This is a genomic window from Ruminococcus sp. 8Y-12 (genome assembly GCF_058119865.1).
Genome location: NZ_CM176623.1, coordinates 4219646 through 4235482, shown reverse-complemented (window position 1 = coordinate 4235482; position 15837 = coordinate 4219646). Strand labels below are relative to the sequence as shown.

Here is a 15837-nt window from a genome sequence, read left to right as displayed (position 1 = left end):
GAATACCGTTGGTAGACGGATTTGAGGAGGACACCGGGAGGAAATTGATGAAAAAGGCAAAAATGTGTGCGGTTTTGGCAGTGGTGATTGGACTGCTGGGAGGCTGCAGTAAATTTTCGCCAGATGAAACGGCTGTCTCCATTGGAAAAGACGGAGAGATTACGGCAGCTGTATTTGATACGCTGGATGAAAGCTACTATGACGCAGAGGAACTGAAGAAAAATGTGGAGGAATCCGTGGTTTCCTACAACAGTACTGCAGGTGAGGACCACATTTCAATAGATAAATTTGAGATCAAAGAAGGGGCTGTTAAGCTCTTTATGCAGTATGCATCCTTTGAGGACTATAAAGAGTTCAACAATGTGGATTTCTATGTTGGGGATATTACGGATGCGTATAAAAATGGAGGCTATCGCTTCGAAACAGGATTTCAAAAGATAGAAAAGGGGAAAGTGACAGACGAGAATGTGACCAGGGAGGATATTTTCGCGGGCTCCAATCACCCTATGATGGTGTTTGACGAGTATATGGAAGTGGAAGTTCCGGGTAAGATTTTGTATGCGAGCAGCAATGTTCAGGTCACAGGCAGCAAATCCGCAAAACTGGCTGATCCTAATGCTCCTGCAGAGACAGAGAGCGGGAAGGCTTCTGAGTCGGAGTCACAGTCTGAAAAAAGCACGGAAGTAATGGAAATTGCGCCTGCCCAGGAGGAGAAAGAGGGATCTCCTGAAAGCAGCAGGGAGGCTGCTCTGGCCTATATTATTTACGAATAATCATTTATAGAAGGTGAGGAGAAATACCATGGAAAAGACAATGGAAAAAATCGTAGCACTTGCAAAATCAAGAGGATTCGTTTATCCGGGTTCGGATATATACGGGGGATTGGCGAACACTTGGGATTACGGAAATCTGGGTGTGGAGTTGAAAAACAATGTAAAACAGGCGTGGTGGAAGAAATTTGTGACGGAGAATCCCTACAATGTTGGTGTGGACTGTGCCATTCTTATGAATCCTCAGACCTGGGTTGCATCCGGGCACCTGGGAGGATTCTCAGACCCTCTGATGGACTGTAAGGAGTGCCATGAGAGGTTCCGTGCGGATAAGCTGATCGAGGATTATTGTGAGGAAAAGGGGATTGCACTGGAGGGAAGTGTGGATGCCTGGTCTCAGGAGGATATGAAGACCTTTATTGACGAGCATGAGATCCCATGTCCCACCTGCGGTAAGCACAATTTTACAGACATCCGTCAGTTCAACTTGATGTTCAAGACTTTTCAGGGAGTAACGGAGGATGCAAAGAATACGGTTTACCTCCGACCTGAGACAGCACAGGGTATTTTTGTAAATTTCAAGAATGTACAGAGAACGTCCAGAAAGAAGATTCCCTTTGGAATCGGTCAAATCGGTAAATCCTTCCGAAATGAGATCACACCAGGAAATTTCACCTTCCGCACAAGGGAATTTGAGCAGATGGAGTTAGAATTTTTCTGTAAACCGGGAACTGACCTGGAGTGGTTTGCTTACTGGAAGCAGTACTGCATTGACTGGCTGAAAGCATTGGGGATGAAAGAAGATGAGATGCGCGCCAGAGATCATGCAGCCGAGGAACTTTGCTTCTACAGCAAGGCCACCACAGACCTTGAGTTCCTCTTCCCATTCGGTTGGGGTGAGCTTTGGGGGATTGCGGACCGTACAGACTATGATCTGACCCAGCATCAGAACACCTCAGGACAGGATATGTCCTACTTTGACGATGAGAAAAAGGAAAAATATATACCATATGTAATAGAGCCCTCCCTGGGAGCAGACAGAGTGGTTTTAGCCTTCCTATGCAGCGCTTATGACGAGGAAGAGTTAGAAGGAGGGGATGTGAGGACAGTTCTCCACTTCCACCCTGCACTGGCACCAGTAAAGATTGGTGTGCTGCCACTGTCTAAGAAATTAAACGAGGGAGCAGAGAAAGTATTTGCAAAACTCGCCAGGAAATATAATTGTGAATTTGATGACAGAGGAAATATCGGAAAGCGGTACAGAAGGCAGGACGAGATCGGCACACCATTCTGTGTGACATATGACTTCGACTCAGAGACAGACGGAGCCGTAACTGTGCGCGACCGGGATTCCATGGCACAGGAGCGCATCAAAATCGAAGATTTAGATGCATACTTCGCAGACAAATTTGATTTCATGTAAATTTCATTTTCTCATTTTCGACCAGGTCATTTCCGAAATTGACCTGGTCATTTTTCAAAAATGACCAGGTCAAAATGGTTAAAATTCTAAAAATTCTATAAACTCCGTTGATTTCACAACAATTATCCACTATTAAAAATCCTAAAAAGAAAGGAAGCCTTCTATGTCATCACGTCTAAGAATTGAAAGTTCTACCGGAATTTATCATGTTATGCAAAGAGGAAATAACAAACATTTTATTTTCGAGAAAGAATATGAAAAACGGCAGATCCGAAAGTTTATCGCAGAACATCTTATGAATTACTCTTCAGAAATTTATGCCTATTGTATAATGGGAAATCATCTTCACCTTTTAATTAAATCGGACATTAAAGAGCTGTCTAATCTAGTACATGATTATTCTCTGAGCTATGCAAGTTATTATAACTGGAAATACGAATCTACTGGTCATGTGTTCCAGGGCAGGTTTCGTAGTGAATGCATAGAAAGTGAAGAATATTTCTGGTCCTGCATGAGATATATACATAGGAATCCAGTAAAAGCCGGTATGGTGGATGCAATTGAACAATATGCATACAGCAGTGCCAGAGAATATATATCAGGACAACAACAAATATTGCATAAAAAGGCATTTCTGCTAAATAAAAAGCGGTTTGGAGATAGAGAACATTTTCTTGAAATGCATAGCCAATTTGATAGTTCAGTGTTTTTTGATACGGAGGAGGATCATTTATTGTATTATCGAGATATAATGCTTCATTATATAGTGGAGATTCAGCATAAATATTCACTTGACTCAGATAAGATTGTAACAGGCACGCCTAAATATAGAAATGAGTTGAAAAAGATGATGAGGGACTCTTTGAAAATTTCACGGCGGATGGCAGATTTCATTTTCGACCGGGTAATTTCCGGAAATGACCTGGTCAGTTTTGAAAAATGACCTGGTCGAAAATAAAAAACTTGTGTGAATTGCACTTGTTTGATATAATGTGTAATATAAATTTGTGCAAAATGCGAACATGGAGGTGCTAGTATGAAACGTAATATTATCGTAGGACAGTCGGGCGGTCCTACAGCAGCAATTAATTCGAGCCTGGCTGGAGTTTACCGCACAGCGAAGGACCGCGGAGCCAAAAAAGTGTACGGAATGCTTCACGGTATTCAAGGTTTGTTACAGGAGCGCTATATTGATCTCTCAGAACATATCACCAATGAGCTGGATGCTGAGCTGCTGAAGCGGACTCCTGCCGCTTATCTTGGGTCTTGTCGTTATAAGCTTCCGGAAATCCACGAGGATACCGCAGTTTATGAAAAAATCTTTGAGATTTTGAATAAATTGGACGTGGAGGCTTTTATCTATATAGGTGGCAATGATTCCATGGATACGATTAAAAAGCTTTCCGATTATGCTATTATAACAGGACAACCAGTTCAGTGCATTGGATGTCCAAAGACAATTGACAATGATTTGGCTCTGACTGACCACACTCCAGGGTATGGAAGCGCGGCAAAATATATCGGTACTTCAGTGAAAGAAATCATTCGTGACAGTTTCTGTCTTGAGTATGAGAAAGGCCTGGTAACGATTGTAGAGATCATGGGCCGCAATGCGGGCTGGCTGACTGGATCAGCAGCACTGGCGAAAGGGGAGGACTGTGAGGGACCCGATCTTATCTATCTTCCTGAGCTGGAGTTCGACTTGCAAAAATTCAGTGAAAAAATAAAAAAACTGCTGGAGAAAAAAACCTCTGTGGTAGTAGCTGTATCCGAGGGAATCCGCACAGCAGACGGTAGATATGTGTGTGAGCTTGGCAACAGTATTGACTTTGTGGACGCTTTTGGACACAAGCAGTTGTCAGGAACAGCATCTTATCTGGCCAGCTTTGTAGCAGGAGAGATCGGCTGTAAGACAAGGGCAATTGAACTGAGCACCCTGCAGCGCTCAGCTTCCCACTCCGCATCCAGAATTGATATTCTGGAAGCTTACCAGGTAGGAGGTGCAGCCGTAAAAGCAGCTGATGAGGGAGACAGTGGAAAAATGGTTGTTTTAGAACGCCTGTCCGATGACCCATATCAGAGTACCACCGCAGTCAAGGATGTACACAAGATTGCAAATGATGAAAAACTGGTACCCAGAAGTTGGGTAAATAAAGAGGGAACCTACGTAACGGACGAGTTTGTCACCTATGTAAAACCATTGATACAGGGAGATGTGTCTCCGGTAATGGTAGATGGTATCCCCAGACATCTGTACAAACCGGGATTTCATGCATAAGAGCTTACAAAAGAATATAGAGTAATACGACAACTAAGGGATGACGACAAAAAAGCGCCATCCCTTTTGTTATAGAGGAATGTCCTAGAATTTATACATAATAAATCCCCCCTTCTTCCAACATTATGTTATGATAGATATGAAAAAGGAGGGATAACCAATGAATGTGGAAAAACGGGCGGAGGATTCCAGAACAGAGCAGACCTATCTGATAATGCACCGCCATATCAATGGCTATGGACGTCTTTTTGGAGGTCAGCTTATGCAGTGGATTGATGAGATAGCCGGTATTGTTAGCAAGCGCCATGCAGGGACAGAAGTGACCACAGCGGCAATTGACAATTTGAACTTCAAAGCAGGAGCCTATTTAAATGATACGGTAGTGCTGATCGGGCGTCTCACCTATGTGGGCAGCAGTTCCATGGAGGTGCGGGTGGATACCTATGTAGAGGCATTGGACGGCACAAGGCGGATGATCAACCGTGCTTACGTGGTGATGGTATCCATTGATACACAGGGAAATCCCCAAAGAGTACCGGGGCTGATTGTGGAGACCGAGGCACAAAAAGCAGAATGGGACAGCGGGGAAAAGAGATACAATTTGCGGAAGCAGAGAAGAATAGAGGGTTATTGACCAAAAAACCTCGAATGCAGGAGTTTTTTTCCTTGACTAGGACAAGATTTATGATAAAATAATGATGTGCGACCAAAGCACAAAACGCAAAAGGGTAGTTTTATGGGTTTTACGACTCATACTAACATAACAAATATATTTTAGGAGGAAATGGTAAAAATGGCAAAATGGGTTTATATGTTTACCGAAGGTAACGCAACCATGAGAAACCTTCTTGGCGGAAAAGGTGCGAACCTGGCTGAGATGACAAACTTAGGGCTTCCGGTACCTCAGGGCTTCACAATTACAACAGAAGCTTGTACCCAGTACTACGATGATGGCAGAAAGATCAACGATGAAATCATGGGACAGATTATGGAAGCAATTACAAAGATGGAGGCAGTTACCGGAAAGAAATTCGGCGACAAAGAAAATCCACTTCTCGTATCTGTTCGTTCAGGTGCAAGAGCTTCTATGCCTGGTATGATGGACACCATCCTGAACCTGGGACTGAATGAGGAAGTAGTAGAAGTACTCGCTGCAAAATCCGGAAATCCTCGTTGGGCTTGGGACTGCTACAGAAGATTTATTCAGATGTTCTCCGATGTAGTTATGGAAGTTGGTAAAAAGTACTTCGAAGAACTCATCGACAAGATGAAAGAAGAAAAAGGCGTTTCACAGGACGTTGACCTGACAGCAGATGACTTAAAAGAGCTGGCCAACCAGTTCAAGGCTGAATATAAAGAAAAAATTGGCGTAGACTTCCCGACAGATCCCAAGGTGCAGTTGATGGAAGCAATCAAAGCCGTATTCCGTTCCTGGGACAACCCAAGAGCTAACGTTTACCGCCGCGACAATGATATCCCATATTCATGGGGAACCGCTGTTAACGTACAGATGATGGCATTCGGAAACATGGGTGAGACATCCGGAACCGGTGTTGCATTTACACGTGACCCGGCTACAGGAGAGAAGCATCTGATGGGTGAATTCCTGATGAACGCTCAGGGTGAAGACGTTGTTGCTGGTGTTCGTACACCGCAGAAAATTGATCAGTTAAAAGAGGTTATGCCTGAAGTATATGATCAGTTCATCAAGATCTGCGATAAATTGGAAGATCACTACAGAGATATGCAGGATATGGAGTTTACCATTGAGGACAGAAAGCTGTACATGCTGCAGACACGTAATGGTAAGAGAACAGCTCAGGCTGCTCTGAAGATTGCCTGCGATTTAGTAGATGAGAAAATGATCACAGAAGAAAAAGCAGTTTCTATGATTGACCCCAGAAACTTAGATACACTGCTGCATCCTCAGTTTGACGCTGCTGCTATCAAGGCTGCAGAGCCGGTTGCAAAAGCGCTCGCTGCTTCACCGGGAGCTGCTTGCGGTAAGATTGTCTTCACAGCAGAAGATGCAAAAGAGTGGGCTGCAAGAGGCGAGAAGGTTGTCCTTGTTCGTCTGGAAACCTCTCCGGAGGATATTGAGGGTATGAAGGCTGCTCAGGGTATCCTGACCGTACGCGGTGGTATGACATCTCATGCAGCTGTAGTTGCCCGTGGTATGGGAACCTGCTGTGTATCCGGATGCTCTGATATTGCTATGGATGAGGCAAACAAGAAATTTGTCTTGGGAGGCAAAGAATATCATGAGGGAGATGAAATCTCCATCGATGGCTCCACAGGTAAGATTTACGACGGCCTAATTCCTACTGTAGATGCTTCTATCGCAGGCGAGTTCGGAAGAATTATGAACTGGGCTGACAAATACAGAACCATGAAAGTCCGCACCAATGCAGATACACCTGCTGATGCAAGAAAAGCAAGAGAGTTGGGCGCAGAGGGTATCGGTCTTTGCCGTACAGAGCATATGTTCTTTGAAGGCAACCGCATTGATGCATTCCGTGAGATGATCTGTTCAGAGACACTCGAAGAGCGTGAGGCAGCCCTGGAAAAGATCCTTCCGGAGCAGCAGAGCGATTTCGAAGCTCTCTACGAGGCACTTGAGGGCAAGCCTGTTACCATTCGTTTCCTGGATCCGCCTCTGCATGAGTTCGTTCCTACAGAGGAAGATGACATCAAGAAACTGGCAGATGCTCAGGGCAAGACAGTTGAGCAGATTAAGATTATTATTGATTCTCTGCATGAGTTTAACCCCATGATGGGCCACCGTGGCTGCCGTCTGGCTGTAACCTATCCGGAAATTGCCAAGATGCAGACAAAAGCGGTTATCCGCGCAGCAATCAACGTACAGTACGCTCATAAAGACTGGAAAGTGCGTCCGGAAATCATGATTCCGCTGGTTGGCGATGTAAAAGAATTCATATACGTAAAGAAAATGGTTGTTGAAACAGCAGATGCTGAAATCGAAGCAGCAGGATCTACTCTGAAATACAAAGTTGGTACTATGATTGAGATCCCCAGAGCAGCATTGACTGCAGACGAGATTGCAAAAGAGGCAGACTTCTTCTGCTTCGGAACAAACGACTTAACTCAGATGGCTTACGGCTTCTCACGTGATGATGCAGGTAAATTCCTGGATGCTTACTATGATGCCAAGATCTTTGAGAACGATCCGTTTGCAAAATTGGATCAGGTCGGCGTAGGCAAACTGATGGAAATGACTATCAAACTGGGTAAACCGGCTAATACACATCTGCACTTTGGTATCTGTGGAGAGCACGGTGGAGATCCAAGTTCTGTAGAGTTCTGCAATAAACTTGGCCTCGACTATGTATCCTGCTCACCGTTCCGTGTGCCGATTGCAAGACTGGCAGCAGCACAGGCAGCGATCAATCAGAGATAGGCCATAGGTTGATTTAACTAGAATTTTTATATTTAAATAATTATAAGCGTATCATTAGAGATAGTGGTACGCTTATTTTTTATATCATAGGAAAGTCCTTCGGAATTCCCTATGATATAAAAAGCCCTCCGGGCGGGATTCTTTTTCATTCATTCATAATTTTTCACTACCTACACAGGAAACCTACTACTGGCAGCTTTTCTGCATACTTAGGCATGAAAATCCCCTTTAACATTCGGCTTTTGTATATTTGTATCATTTTTTAGACTTTTTCAATGGTTTCTACTGAATAGGTACATTTCTTTTTACATTGTGCAGCCGCATTTTTAGATTTATAATGGAACTTAGAAAAAGATGTAAAATAGAGGGACATAAACAACAAGTTAAAGAATAGGAGAGGATGAGTGAAATGAAATATCTGGCACATATAGAAGGCGAAAGAGAACAAAGCCTAAAGGAACATTTGGTGGGAACAGCGCGTATCTGTGGAGAGTTTGCGGGTGCATTTTTAGGTAAGGAATGGGGCTATTGCTGCGGTATGCTGCATGACATAGGAAAATATTCTGAGAAATTTCAGGATAGACTACATGGTAAAGAAATAAAGGTGGATCACTCCACAGCAGGAGCCCAACTTTGTTGGAGCATGAAGGGGTTATATAGCTTTTTAAGCTATTGCATAGCAGGCCACCATGCAGGGCTTCCGGATACGGGAGAGGGAGTTAATACAGGTGACTCTGCCACTCTCCTGGGGCGTTTAAAAAAGAAAATAGAAGATTATCAGTTCTATAAAGAGGAAATTGAGATTCCTACAGTACAATCTCTGCCTTTTGACATAAGAGATATACAAAATAGAGACTTTACCTTCAGCTTTTTTATCCGTATGTTGTATTCCTGCTTGGTTGATGCGGATTTTTTAGATACAGAGTGGTTTATGACAGATGGAAAATGTGAGAGAGAAAAAGGGGAACCAATGGAGATTTTGCAAAGCAAATTGGAATACAGAATCTCAAAATGGCTGGCCAATGACCAGCCCGATACAGTCAATGGCAGAAGAACGGAAATTCTAAAGAACTGTCTAGCAATGGGCAGGAAACCCCGTGGTCTATTTCGGCTTACCGTTCCCACTGGAGGTGGAAAGACGGTTGCTTCCTTAGCATTTGCCATAAACCATGCTGTGGAGAATAAAATGGACCGTATCATTTATGTAATTCCATATACGAGCATTATAGAGCAAAATGCAGCAATATTTGGTCAAATGCTGGGGAAAGAAAATGTTTTAGAGGATCACTGCAATGTGGACTATGAGAGTGAGGAAGAGTCAAAACCAATGCAGCTGGCGACGGAAAACTGGGATAAGCCTGTTGTCGTCACAACAAATGTACAGTTTTTCGAGTCCCTATTCTCCAATAAATCTTCAAAATGCAGAAAACTGCATAATATAGCCAACAGTGTGATTGTATTTGACGAAGCACAGATGCTCCCAAATGATTATCTCAAGCCGTGCATTGCTGCTATGGAGGAGCTAATAAAACGATATCGTTCTACTATTGTTTTGTGTACAGCCACACAGCCAGCACTTCAGTCCTTTTTTTCGGACAATACAGCCGGAATTGAATTATGCCCAAGGCTTGAGGAGCAGTTTCGGTTTTTCAGAAGAGTCAACATGAAACACATTGGCAGAATAGCAGTGGAATCATTGAGAGGGATGTTATTGGCGGAAGAACAGGCTCTTTGCATAGTCAATACAAAAAAGCGGGCTCAGAGCCTTTATCAGGAGATGCAGGGGGAGGGAGTTTATCATTTGTCCACCTATATGTATCCGGAGCATCGCAGAAGGATACTGGAGACAATACGCAGCCGTTTAAAAGAAGGATTAAGATGTATTGTGGTGTCTACCAGCCTAGTGGAAGCGGGAGTAGATTTAGACTTTGGAGCTGTATACAGACAACTGGCGGGTGCAGATTCGATCATACAGGCAGCCGGACGATGCAACCGGGAGGGAAAGAGAAAACCCGAAGAAAGTATTACCTACATATTTCAACTGGAAGAGAAAGAATATATGCCAGGCCAAAGGCAACAGATGTCAGTTACCGATATTTTGCTTGAGGAGCAGGAAGACCTCACTACCTTGGAGACAATCCGAAGGTATTTTGAGATGCTATACCATTATAAAGGGGAGAGCCTGGATAAAAAGAACATCATAGGTAAATTTAAAAAGAACCGTTTTTCGTTTGCTGAGGTCAGCAAAAGTTTTAAACTCATTGAGAACAATACAACAGCCGTCTTTATAAACAGAGAAAAACGCTCTGAGGAAATTTTGAATGAAATTCGAATCAAGGGGTTGACAAAGAAAAATATGCGGGAGGCCGGAAAATATTGTGTCAATCTTTATGAAAATGATTTTCAGAAGCTTCTTGCAGCTGGAATGATCGACGGAGTTTGTGAAGGATTTTACGCATTAAAAGAAATGGAACAGTATTCCGAAGAGTTTGGGCTGAAAATGGATGTGGATTATGGACAGGCTGTTATGTGGTGAAAGTAACAGAGGACTTTATAATACATAATTTTACATGATTAAATAAATAAATTCTAAAAAGTATGTTTTTGTGTAAAATATTATTGTAAAATAGAAATATATGGTGAATATGTAAAAATATGGTGCGAATTAAGGCGAAATATGATAAAATGTTAGTAAACATTTTGTGCTTTGACAAAAATAAGTGAGGAATCGCCTAAAACAAGCTTAACGGCAGTGGCGGGCGAGAGAAATCAGTATCCCCTACTGACATGAAGTTAAACAAAACATCGAACGATGTGGGGGGACTCTGTTAAATTACCGAGTGTGGATTAAAACATTGTCAAAAATTATATTGATAAGAAGGGAGGAAAATTGTGGCCATCGGTGTAAAAGTAAAAGTTTGGGGAGATTATGCCCTTTTTTCCAGGCCGGAGATGAAGGTAGAGCGATGTTCTTACGATGTGATGACTCCGTCTGCTGCCAGAGGAATATTAGAAGCAATTTACTGGCATCCGGGAATGCGATGGGTTATTGACCGCATCTATGTGAATAAGCCAATACAGTTTACCAGTGTCCGAAGAAATGAGATAAAGAGTAAGATCTCAGCCAATAATGTACTTCCAGTGTACAATGGCGCGGACAAGCCGCTTTATATAAGCAGCAGGGCAGAGATTGTACAGAGGGCGTCAATGCTGCTGTGCAACGTAGAATATGTGATAGATGCGCATTTTCTTATGACGGATCAAGCCAATAAGACAGACAATACTGGTAAGTTCAAAGATATTATTATGAGGCGTCTTAAAAAGGGTGAGTGTTTTCACATGCCGTATTTTGGGTGCAGAGAGTTTCCGGCTCATTTTTGTTTATGTGAGAAAGAGTCCATTGTCACTGCATACGAGGATACGGAGGAAAAGGATTTGGGATATATGCTGTATGATATGGATTACTCAGACAGAAATAATATTGTGCCAATGTTTTTCCGGGCAATAATGAGACGGGGAGTTCTGGACTTGCGGGATTGCGAGGTGGTTCGATGATACTTCAGGCGTTGGTGAAGCATTATGAAACCCTGGTTCAGGAGGGCAAAGCTGCCGGGCAGGGATGGAGCCGTGCTAAGGTATCTTTTGCGCTACACATCTCGTCGGAAGGTGTTTTAAAATCAGTGATACCACTCAAAGAGGAGAGGCAGCAGGGGAAAAAGACGGTGTGGGTCCCCACGATTATGGAGGTTCCCGAGATGGTGGCCAGGTCCTCTGGGGTATCGGCCAATTTTTTATGTGACAACTCAAAATATTTTTTGGGGATTGACCAGGAAGGGTGTAGTACCAGGACAAAGGATTGCTTTTTAGCCGCAAAAGCAAAACATTTGGAAATACTATCGGGGCTGTCTGATAAGACCGCTGTGGCAATCAAACAGTTTTTTGAGCACTGGAACCCGGAACAGGCCCTGGAAAGTGTCGTGCTTCAGGATATGCTTGAGGAGATAACAGAAGGGGGAAATCTGATTTTTGAAGTCGGCTCGGAGTATGCCCAGGAAAACAGTGAGATACGTAAATCTTGGGAGGAGCATTCCCATACGCAGAGCACAGGGCAGGGACAGATTTGCCTTGTAACCGGACAAAGAGCAGAGATCGCTCGCATTCACAGCACGATAAAAGGTGTACCAGGAGCGCAGTCAAGTGGGGCGGCGCTGGTATCATTCAATGCCTCCGCATTTGAATCTTATGGGAAAGAACAGAGCTATAATGCTCCAGTGAGCAAATATGCGGCATTTGCCTATACAACAGCCTTAAACTATTTGTTGTCACAAAAAGAATATGTATTCCAATTGGGGGATACCACAGTTGTATTTTGGTCGGAGGACGGAGAGGAAGCCTATCAGGATATGTTCGAAATTTCGATAGAGCCAACTCCTGATAATCAGGAACTGATTCGGGGCTTTTTTGACGCATTGGAGAAGAATAGACCTATAGATCTGGATGGAATGGTATTAAATCCGGAGCAGCCTTTTTATATTCTGGGACTGTCGCCAAATGCGGCCAGGTTATCGGTACGATTTTTTTATCAAGACAGTTTTGGAAATATATTGAAGCATATAAAAAGCCATTACGAGAGAATGGAAATCATAAAACCGACATATGAAAAAAGAGAATATCTGGGGATTGGAAGAATGGTTTTTGAGACCGTAAACCAAAAAGCCAGAGAAAAAAAGCCCATCCCGAACATGGCCCCAATGGTGCTGCAGGCGGTGTTATCAGATACCAGATATCCGGAAAGCTTGTACAACAATTTGATGATTCGAATAAGAGCGGAGCAAGGAAAAATAACATGGGGAAGAGCTGCAATTATAAAAGCTTTTCTTATCCAAAACCGCGCTTATGGGAAAGGAGAAACACTTATGGGATTAGATGAGGAACGCAATGATACGGCTTATGTGCTGGGCAGTCTGTTTTCTGTGCTGGAAGCTATCCAGGAGGATGCAAACCCAGGGATCAACGCAACGATTCGCGACAGATACTTTAATTCAGCAAGTACCACGCCGGGGACCGTTTTTCCTATACTGCTGCGTCTGAAAAACAGTCATATTAAAAAATTGAGGGAAGACTTAAAGGTCTATTATGAAAAAATAATTACAAAGCAGATGGGGAAACTGAAGGATTTTCCAAAGAGATTGAATTTGGACGAGCAGGGGCTCTTTGATCTGGGGTATTATCATCAAACGCAGGCCAGGTATACAAAAAAGGAGGACAAATAGATGGGAGAAGCAATTAAAAACAGATATGAGTTTGTGGTTCTTTTTGATGTGGAGAACGGAAATCCAAATGGTGACCCTGATGCTGGAAACATGCCCAGGATAGATCCGGAGAGCGGATATGGGCTTGTGACAGATGTGTGTCTGAAAAGAAAAATTCGAAATTACGTAGAGACAGTTAAAGAAGATGCGGAGGGATACCGAATTTATATAAAGGAAGATGTGCCCCTGAACAGAAGTGATAACGAGGCTTATCAGCATTTGGGCGTAACGGATAAGACCGTGAAAGACCTGAAAAAGAAAGACCCGCAGGCCGATGAAAAAATTCGGGATTTTATGTGTGGAAATTTTTACGATATCCGGACATTTGGGGCTGTGATGACAACCTTTGTCAAGGCAGCTCTAAACTGCGGACAGGTTCGGGGCCCAGTTCAGTTAGGATTTGCCAGAAGTATTGATCCTATCGTCAGCCAGGAAGTGACCATTACCCGTGTTGCGATTACAACGGAAAAGGATGCGGAAAACAAAAGTACCGAGATGGGAAGAAAAAATATTGTGCCCTATGCCCTATATCGTGCGGAGGGGTATGTGTCTGCGAATCTGGCAAGAAAAGTGACCGGTTTTTCGGAGGGAGATCTGGAATTGCTGTGGGAGGCCATCATTAACATGTTTGAACATGACCACTCAGCAGCCAGAGGAAAGATGGCAGTGAGAGAACTGATTGTCTTTAAACACAGTAAGGAACTGGGAGACTGCCCTGCGCATAAGCTGTTTGAGTCTGTGGAAGTGAAGAGAAAAGAGGATGTGGCGTATCCGAGAAAATATCAGGATTATGTGGTTGAGATACATGAGGAAAGGATACCGGAAACAGTGGAGATGACGCGGAAAATATAATGGAATACAAAGAGGACGATTACCTGATGATATCAGGGATTCAACATTTTATGTTTTGCAGAAGGCAATGGGCTTTGATACATATTGAGCAGCAATGGGATGAAAATGTACATACAGTGGCTGGGGAACTAATGCATAAAAAAGTCCATGACCCCTATCTGAAAGAAAAACGAAAGGACTTGATTATTACCAGGGCGCTTCCTGTCTCATCCAGAAAATTGGGGATTAGCGGTGAATGTGATGTGGTGGAATTTCAAAAATGTGAGGATGGCATACAATTGTATGGACACAGAGGACTCTATAAGATCTATCCGATTGAATATAAAAAGGGAAGCCCCAAAATAGGTGAAGAGGATATTCTGCAGCTTACTGCGCAAGCTCTGTGCTTAGAAGAAATGTTCTCGACTGCTATACCGGAAGGAGCTATTTTCTATGGGGAGACGAGGCAGAGGGAGGTCATTGCGATAACAGATGAGCGCAGGGCACAAGTTGAAGATATGTTTAAAGAAATGCACCAATACTTTGCACGTCAATACACCCCTAAGGTAAAATACACTAAGTCTTGCAATGCGTGTTCATTAAAAAATAGTTGCCTGCCCAAATTAGGAAGGGCGGTTTCCGTAAAAGCTTATATGGAAAAAATGCTGGAGGAAGACTGAAATTTCATTAACTTGCGTAAGACGGATGGGAAAGAGTATCAGACAAATCAATAGTCATGTCCATTTGGCGTGGCAGGAGGCTCAGATGAAGAAGTTACTTAATACACTTTATGTGACCAAAGAGGACAGCTACCTTGCATTGGATGGAGAAAATATTGTTGTCCTGGATAAAGAAAAGGAGGTTGGAAGGCTCCCCCTCCATAACCTGGAGGGAATCGTTTCTTTTGGATACAGAGGCACAAGCCCTGCATTGATGGGGGCTTGTGCAGACAGAAATATTTCTCTTTGCTATCTGACACCGCAAGGAAAGTTTCTGGCCAGAGTCACAGGCAAGATAAAGGGGAACGTAATTTTAAGGGAGCAGCAGTATAAGATCAGTCAAGAGCCGGAGCAGAGCATAACAATTGCCAGAAACTGTATCGCTGGCAAAGTGCACAATGCCCGGTGGGTACTTGAGCGGGCATTGAGAGATCACGGTATGCAGATTGACAGTGAGCAAGTTAGACAGGCATCCTCCAGGCTAAAAGATTCTATAAAGATCATTCGGAATTGTGAATCCAAAGAGCAGCTCAGAGGATATGAGGGAGAAGCGGCAAGCACTTATTTTGGCGTTTTTGACGAATTAATTCTTCAACAGAAAAAAGACTTTACCTTTTGCGGGAGAAACAAAAGACCTCCAATGGATAATATGAATGCATTGCTTTCCTTTGTCTATACCTTGTTGACCAATACGATCACAGCCGCCTTAGAGTGCGTGGGACTTGACCCTTATGTGGGATACCTGCACACCGAACGTCCGGGAAGGGTATCTTTATCATTAGACTTAATTGAAGAGTTGAGAGCCGTTTTGGCGGATCGATTTGTGCTGTCTTTGATAAACAAGAAGATGGTCAATGGGAAGCAGTTTAAAAAGAAAGAAAACGGCGCAGTGTTGATGAGTGACGAACTGCGTAAAGTTGTGCTAACGGAATGGCAAAATAAAAAGAAAGAGGTGATAACACATCCATATTTAAATGAAAAGGTAGAGTGGGGAATGGTTCCATATGTGCAGGCAATGCTTCTTGCACGGCATATTCGAGGGGATTTGGATGGTTATCCTGTATTTTTGTGGAAATGAGGTGCAAT

12 protein-coding genes are annotated in these 15837 nt (G+C 43.3%); all 12 read left to right on the top strand.

Annotated elements, in window-relative coordinates; all coding sequences use genetic code 11:
* The first annotated feature begins 47 nt into the window (after positions 1 to 47).
* The 12 genes from AC0THY_RS17115 (at position 48) to cas1c (ending at position 15829) form a co-directional block, all read left to right on the top strand.
* Complete coding sequence (locus AC0THY_RS17115; RefSeq protein WP_489991803.1) at positions 48 to 773, top strand: hypothetical protein; 726 nt, start codon at positions 48 to 50, stop codon at positions 771 to 773.
* Positions 774 to 801: 28 nt separating this feature from the next.
* Positions 802 to 2193: a glycine--tRNA ligase gene (locus AC0THY_RS17110; RefSeq protein WP_489991802.1), complete on the top strand. Its 1392-nt coding sequence runs from the start codon at positions 802 to 804 to the stop codon at positions 2191 to 2193.
* A gap of 163 nt (positions 2194 to 2356) precedes the next feature.
* Entirely contained in the window at positions 2357 to 3136 is a 780-nt protein-coding gene (locus tag AC0THY_RS17105; protein ID WP_489991801.1) for a transposase, read from the top strand.
* 93 nt (positions 3137 to 3229) lie between these two features.
* Complete coding sequence (locus AC0THY_RS17100; RefSeq protein ID WP_489991800.1) at positions 3230 to 4471, top strand: 6-phosphofructokinase; 1242 nt, start codon at positions 3230 to 3232, stop codon at positions 4469 to 4471.
* A 160-nt stretch (positions 4472 to 4631) separates the two neighbouring features.
* Positions 4632 to 5105, top strand: coding sequence for an acyl-CoA thioesterase (locus tag AC0THY_RS17095; RefSeq protein WP_489991799.1), 474 nt, complete (start codon positions 4632 to 4634; stop codon positions 5103 to 5105).
* A gap of 159 nt (positions 5106 to 5264) precedes the next feature.
* Complete coding sequence (ppdK, locus tag AC0THY_RS17090; RefSeq protein ID WP_489991798.1) at positions 5265 to 7889, top strand: pyruvate, phosphate dikinase; 2625 nt, start codon at positions 5265 to 5267, stop codon at positions 7887 to 7889.
* 400 nt (positions 7890 to 8289) lie between these two features.
* On the top strand, positions 8290 to 10425 hold the full coding sequence (gene cas3 / locus AC0THY_RS17085) for a CRISPR-associated helicase Cas3' (RefSeq protein ID WP_489991797.1): 2136 nt from the start codon (positions 8290 to 8292) through the stop codon (positions 10423 to 10425).
* Between the two features lie 356 nt (positions 10426 to 10781).
* Positions 10782 to 11444 carry a type I-C CRISPR-associated protein Cas5c gene (gene cas5c / locus AC0THY_RS17080; protein WP_489991796.1) on the top strand — a complete coding sequence of 221 codons (663 nt, stop codon included), beginning with the start codon at positions 10782 to 10784 and terminating at the stop codon, positions 11442 to 11444.
* Entirely contained in the window at positions 11441 to 13162 is a 1722-nt protein-coding gene (gene cas8c, locus AC0THY_RS17075) for a type I-C CRISPR-associated protein Cas8c/Csd1 (RefSeq protein WP_489991795.1), read from the top strand. The genes cas5c and cas8c overlap by 4 nt, the downstream gene beginning before the upstream one ends.
* On the top strand, positions 13163 to 14053 hold the full coding sequence (cas7c, locus tag AC0THY_RS17070; protein ID WP_489991794.1) for a type I-C CRISPR-associated protein Cas7/Csd2: 891 nt from the start codon (positions 13163 to 13165) through the stop codon (positions 14051 to 14053).
* Positions 14053 to 14712 (top strand): CRISPR-associated protein Cas4, encoded by a 660-nt coding sequence (gene cas4, locus AC0THY_RS17065; RefSeq protein ID WP_489991793.1) that lies wholly within the window; start codon positions 14053 to 14055, stop codon positions 14710 to 14712. The genes cas7c and cas4 overlap by 1 nt, the downstream gene beginning before the upstream one ends.
* Before the next feature lie 85 nt (positions 14713 to 14797).
* On the top strand, positions 14798 to 15829 hold the full coding sequence (gene cas1c / locus AC0THY_RS17060; protein WP_489991792.1) for a type I-C CRISPR-associated endonuclease Cas1c: 1032 nt from the start codon (positions 14798 to 14800) through the stop codon (positions 15827 to 15829).
* Positions 15830 to 15837: the final 8 nt, after the last annotated feature.

What these genes read in the sequence shown, in the direction of transcription:
- AC0THY_RS17115 (WP_489991803.1), top strand. Translation starts at nt 48, where the DNA reads ATGAAAAAGGCAAAAATGTGTGCGGTTTTGGCAGTGGTGATTGGACTG.
- cas3 (WP_489991797.1), top strand. Translation starts at nt 8,290, where the DNA reads ATGAGTGAAATGAAATATCTGGCACATATAGAAGGCGAAAGAGAACAA.
- AC0THY_RS17095 (WP_489991799.1), top strand. Translation starts at nt 4,632, where the DNA reads ATGAATGTGGAAAAACGGGCGGAGGATTCCAGAACAGAGCAGACCTAT.
- ppdK (WP_489991798.1), top strand. Translation starts at nt 5,265, where the DNA reads ATGGCAAAATGGGTTTATATGTTTACCGAAGGTAACGCAACCATGAGA.
- cas4 (WP_489991793.1), top strand. Translation starts at nt 14,053, where the DNA reads ATGGAATACAAAGAGGACGATTACCTGATGATATCAGGGATTCAACAT.
- cas1c (WP_489991792.1), top strand. Translation starts at nt 14,798, where the DNA reads ATGAAGAAGTTACTTAATACACTTTATGTGACCAAAGAGGACAGCTAC.
- AC0THY_RS17110 (WP_489991802.1), top strand. Translation starts at nt 802, where the DNA reads ATGGAAAAGACAATGGAAAAAATCGTAGCACTTGCAAAATCAAGAGGA.
- AC0THY_RS17105 (WP_489991801.1), top strand. Translation starts at nt 2,357, where the DNA reads ATGTCATCACGTCTAAGAATTGAAAGTTCTACCGGAATTTATCATGTT.
- cas7c (WP_489991794.1), top strand. Translation starts at nt 13,163, where the DNA reads ATGGGAGAAGCAATTAAAAACAGATATGAGTTTGTGGTTCTTTTTGAT.
- AC0THY_RS17100 (WP_489991800.1), top strand. Translation starts at nt 3,230, where the DNA reads ATGAAACGTAATATTATCGTAGGACAGTCGGGCGGTCCTACAGCAGCA.
- cas8c (WP_489991795.1), top strand. Translation starts at nt 11,441, where the DNA reads ATGATACTTCAGGCGTTGGTGAAGCATTATGAAACCCTGGTTCAGGAG.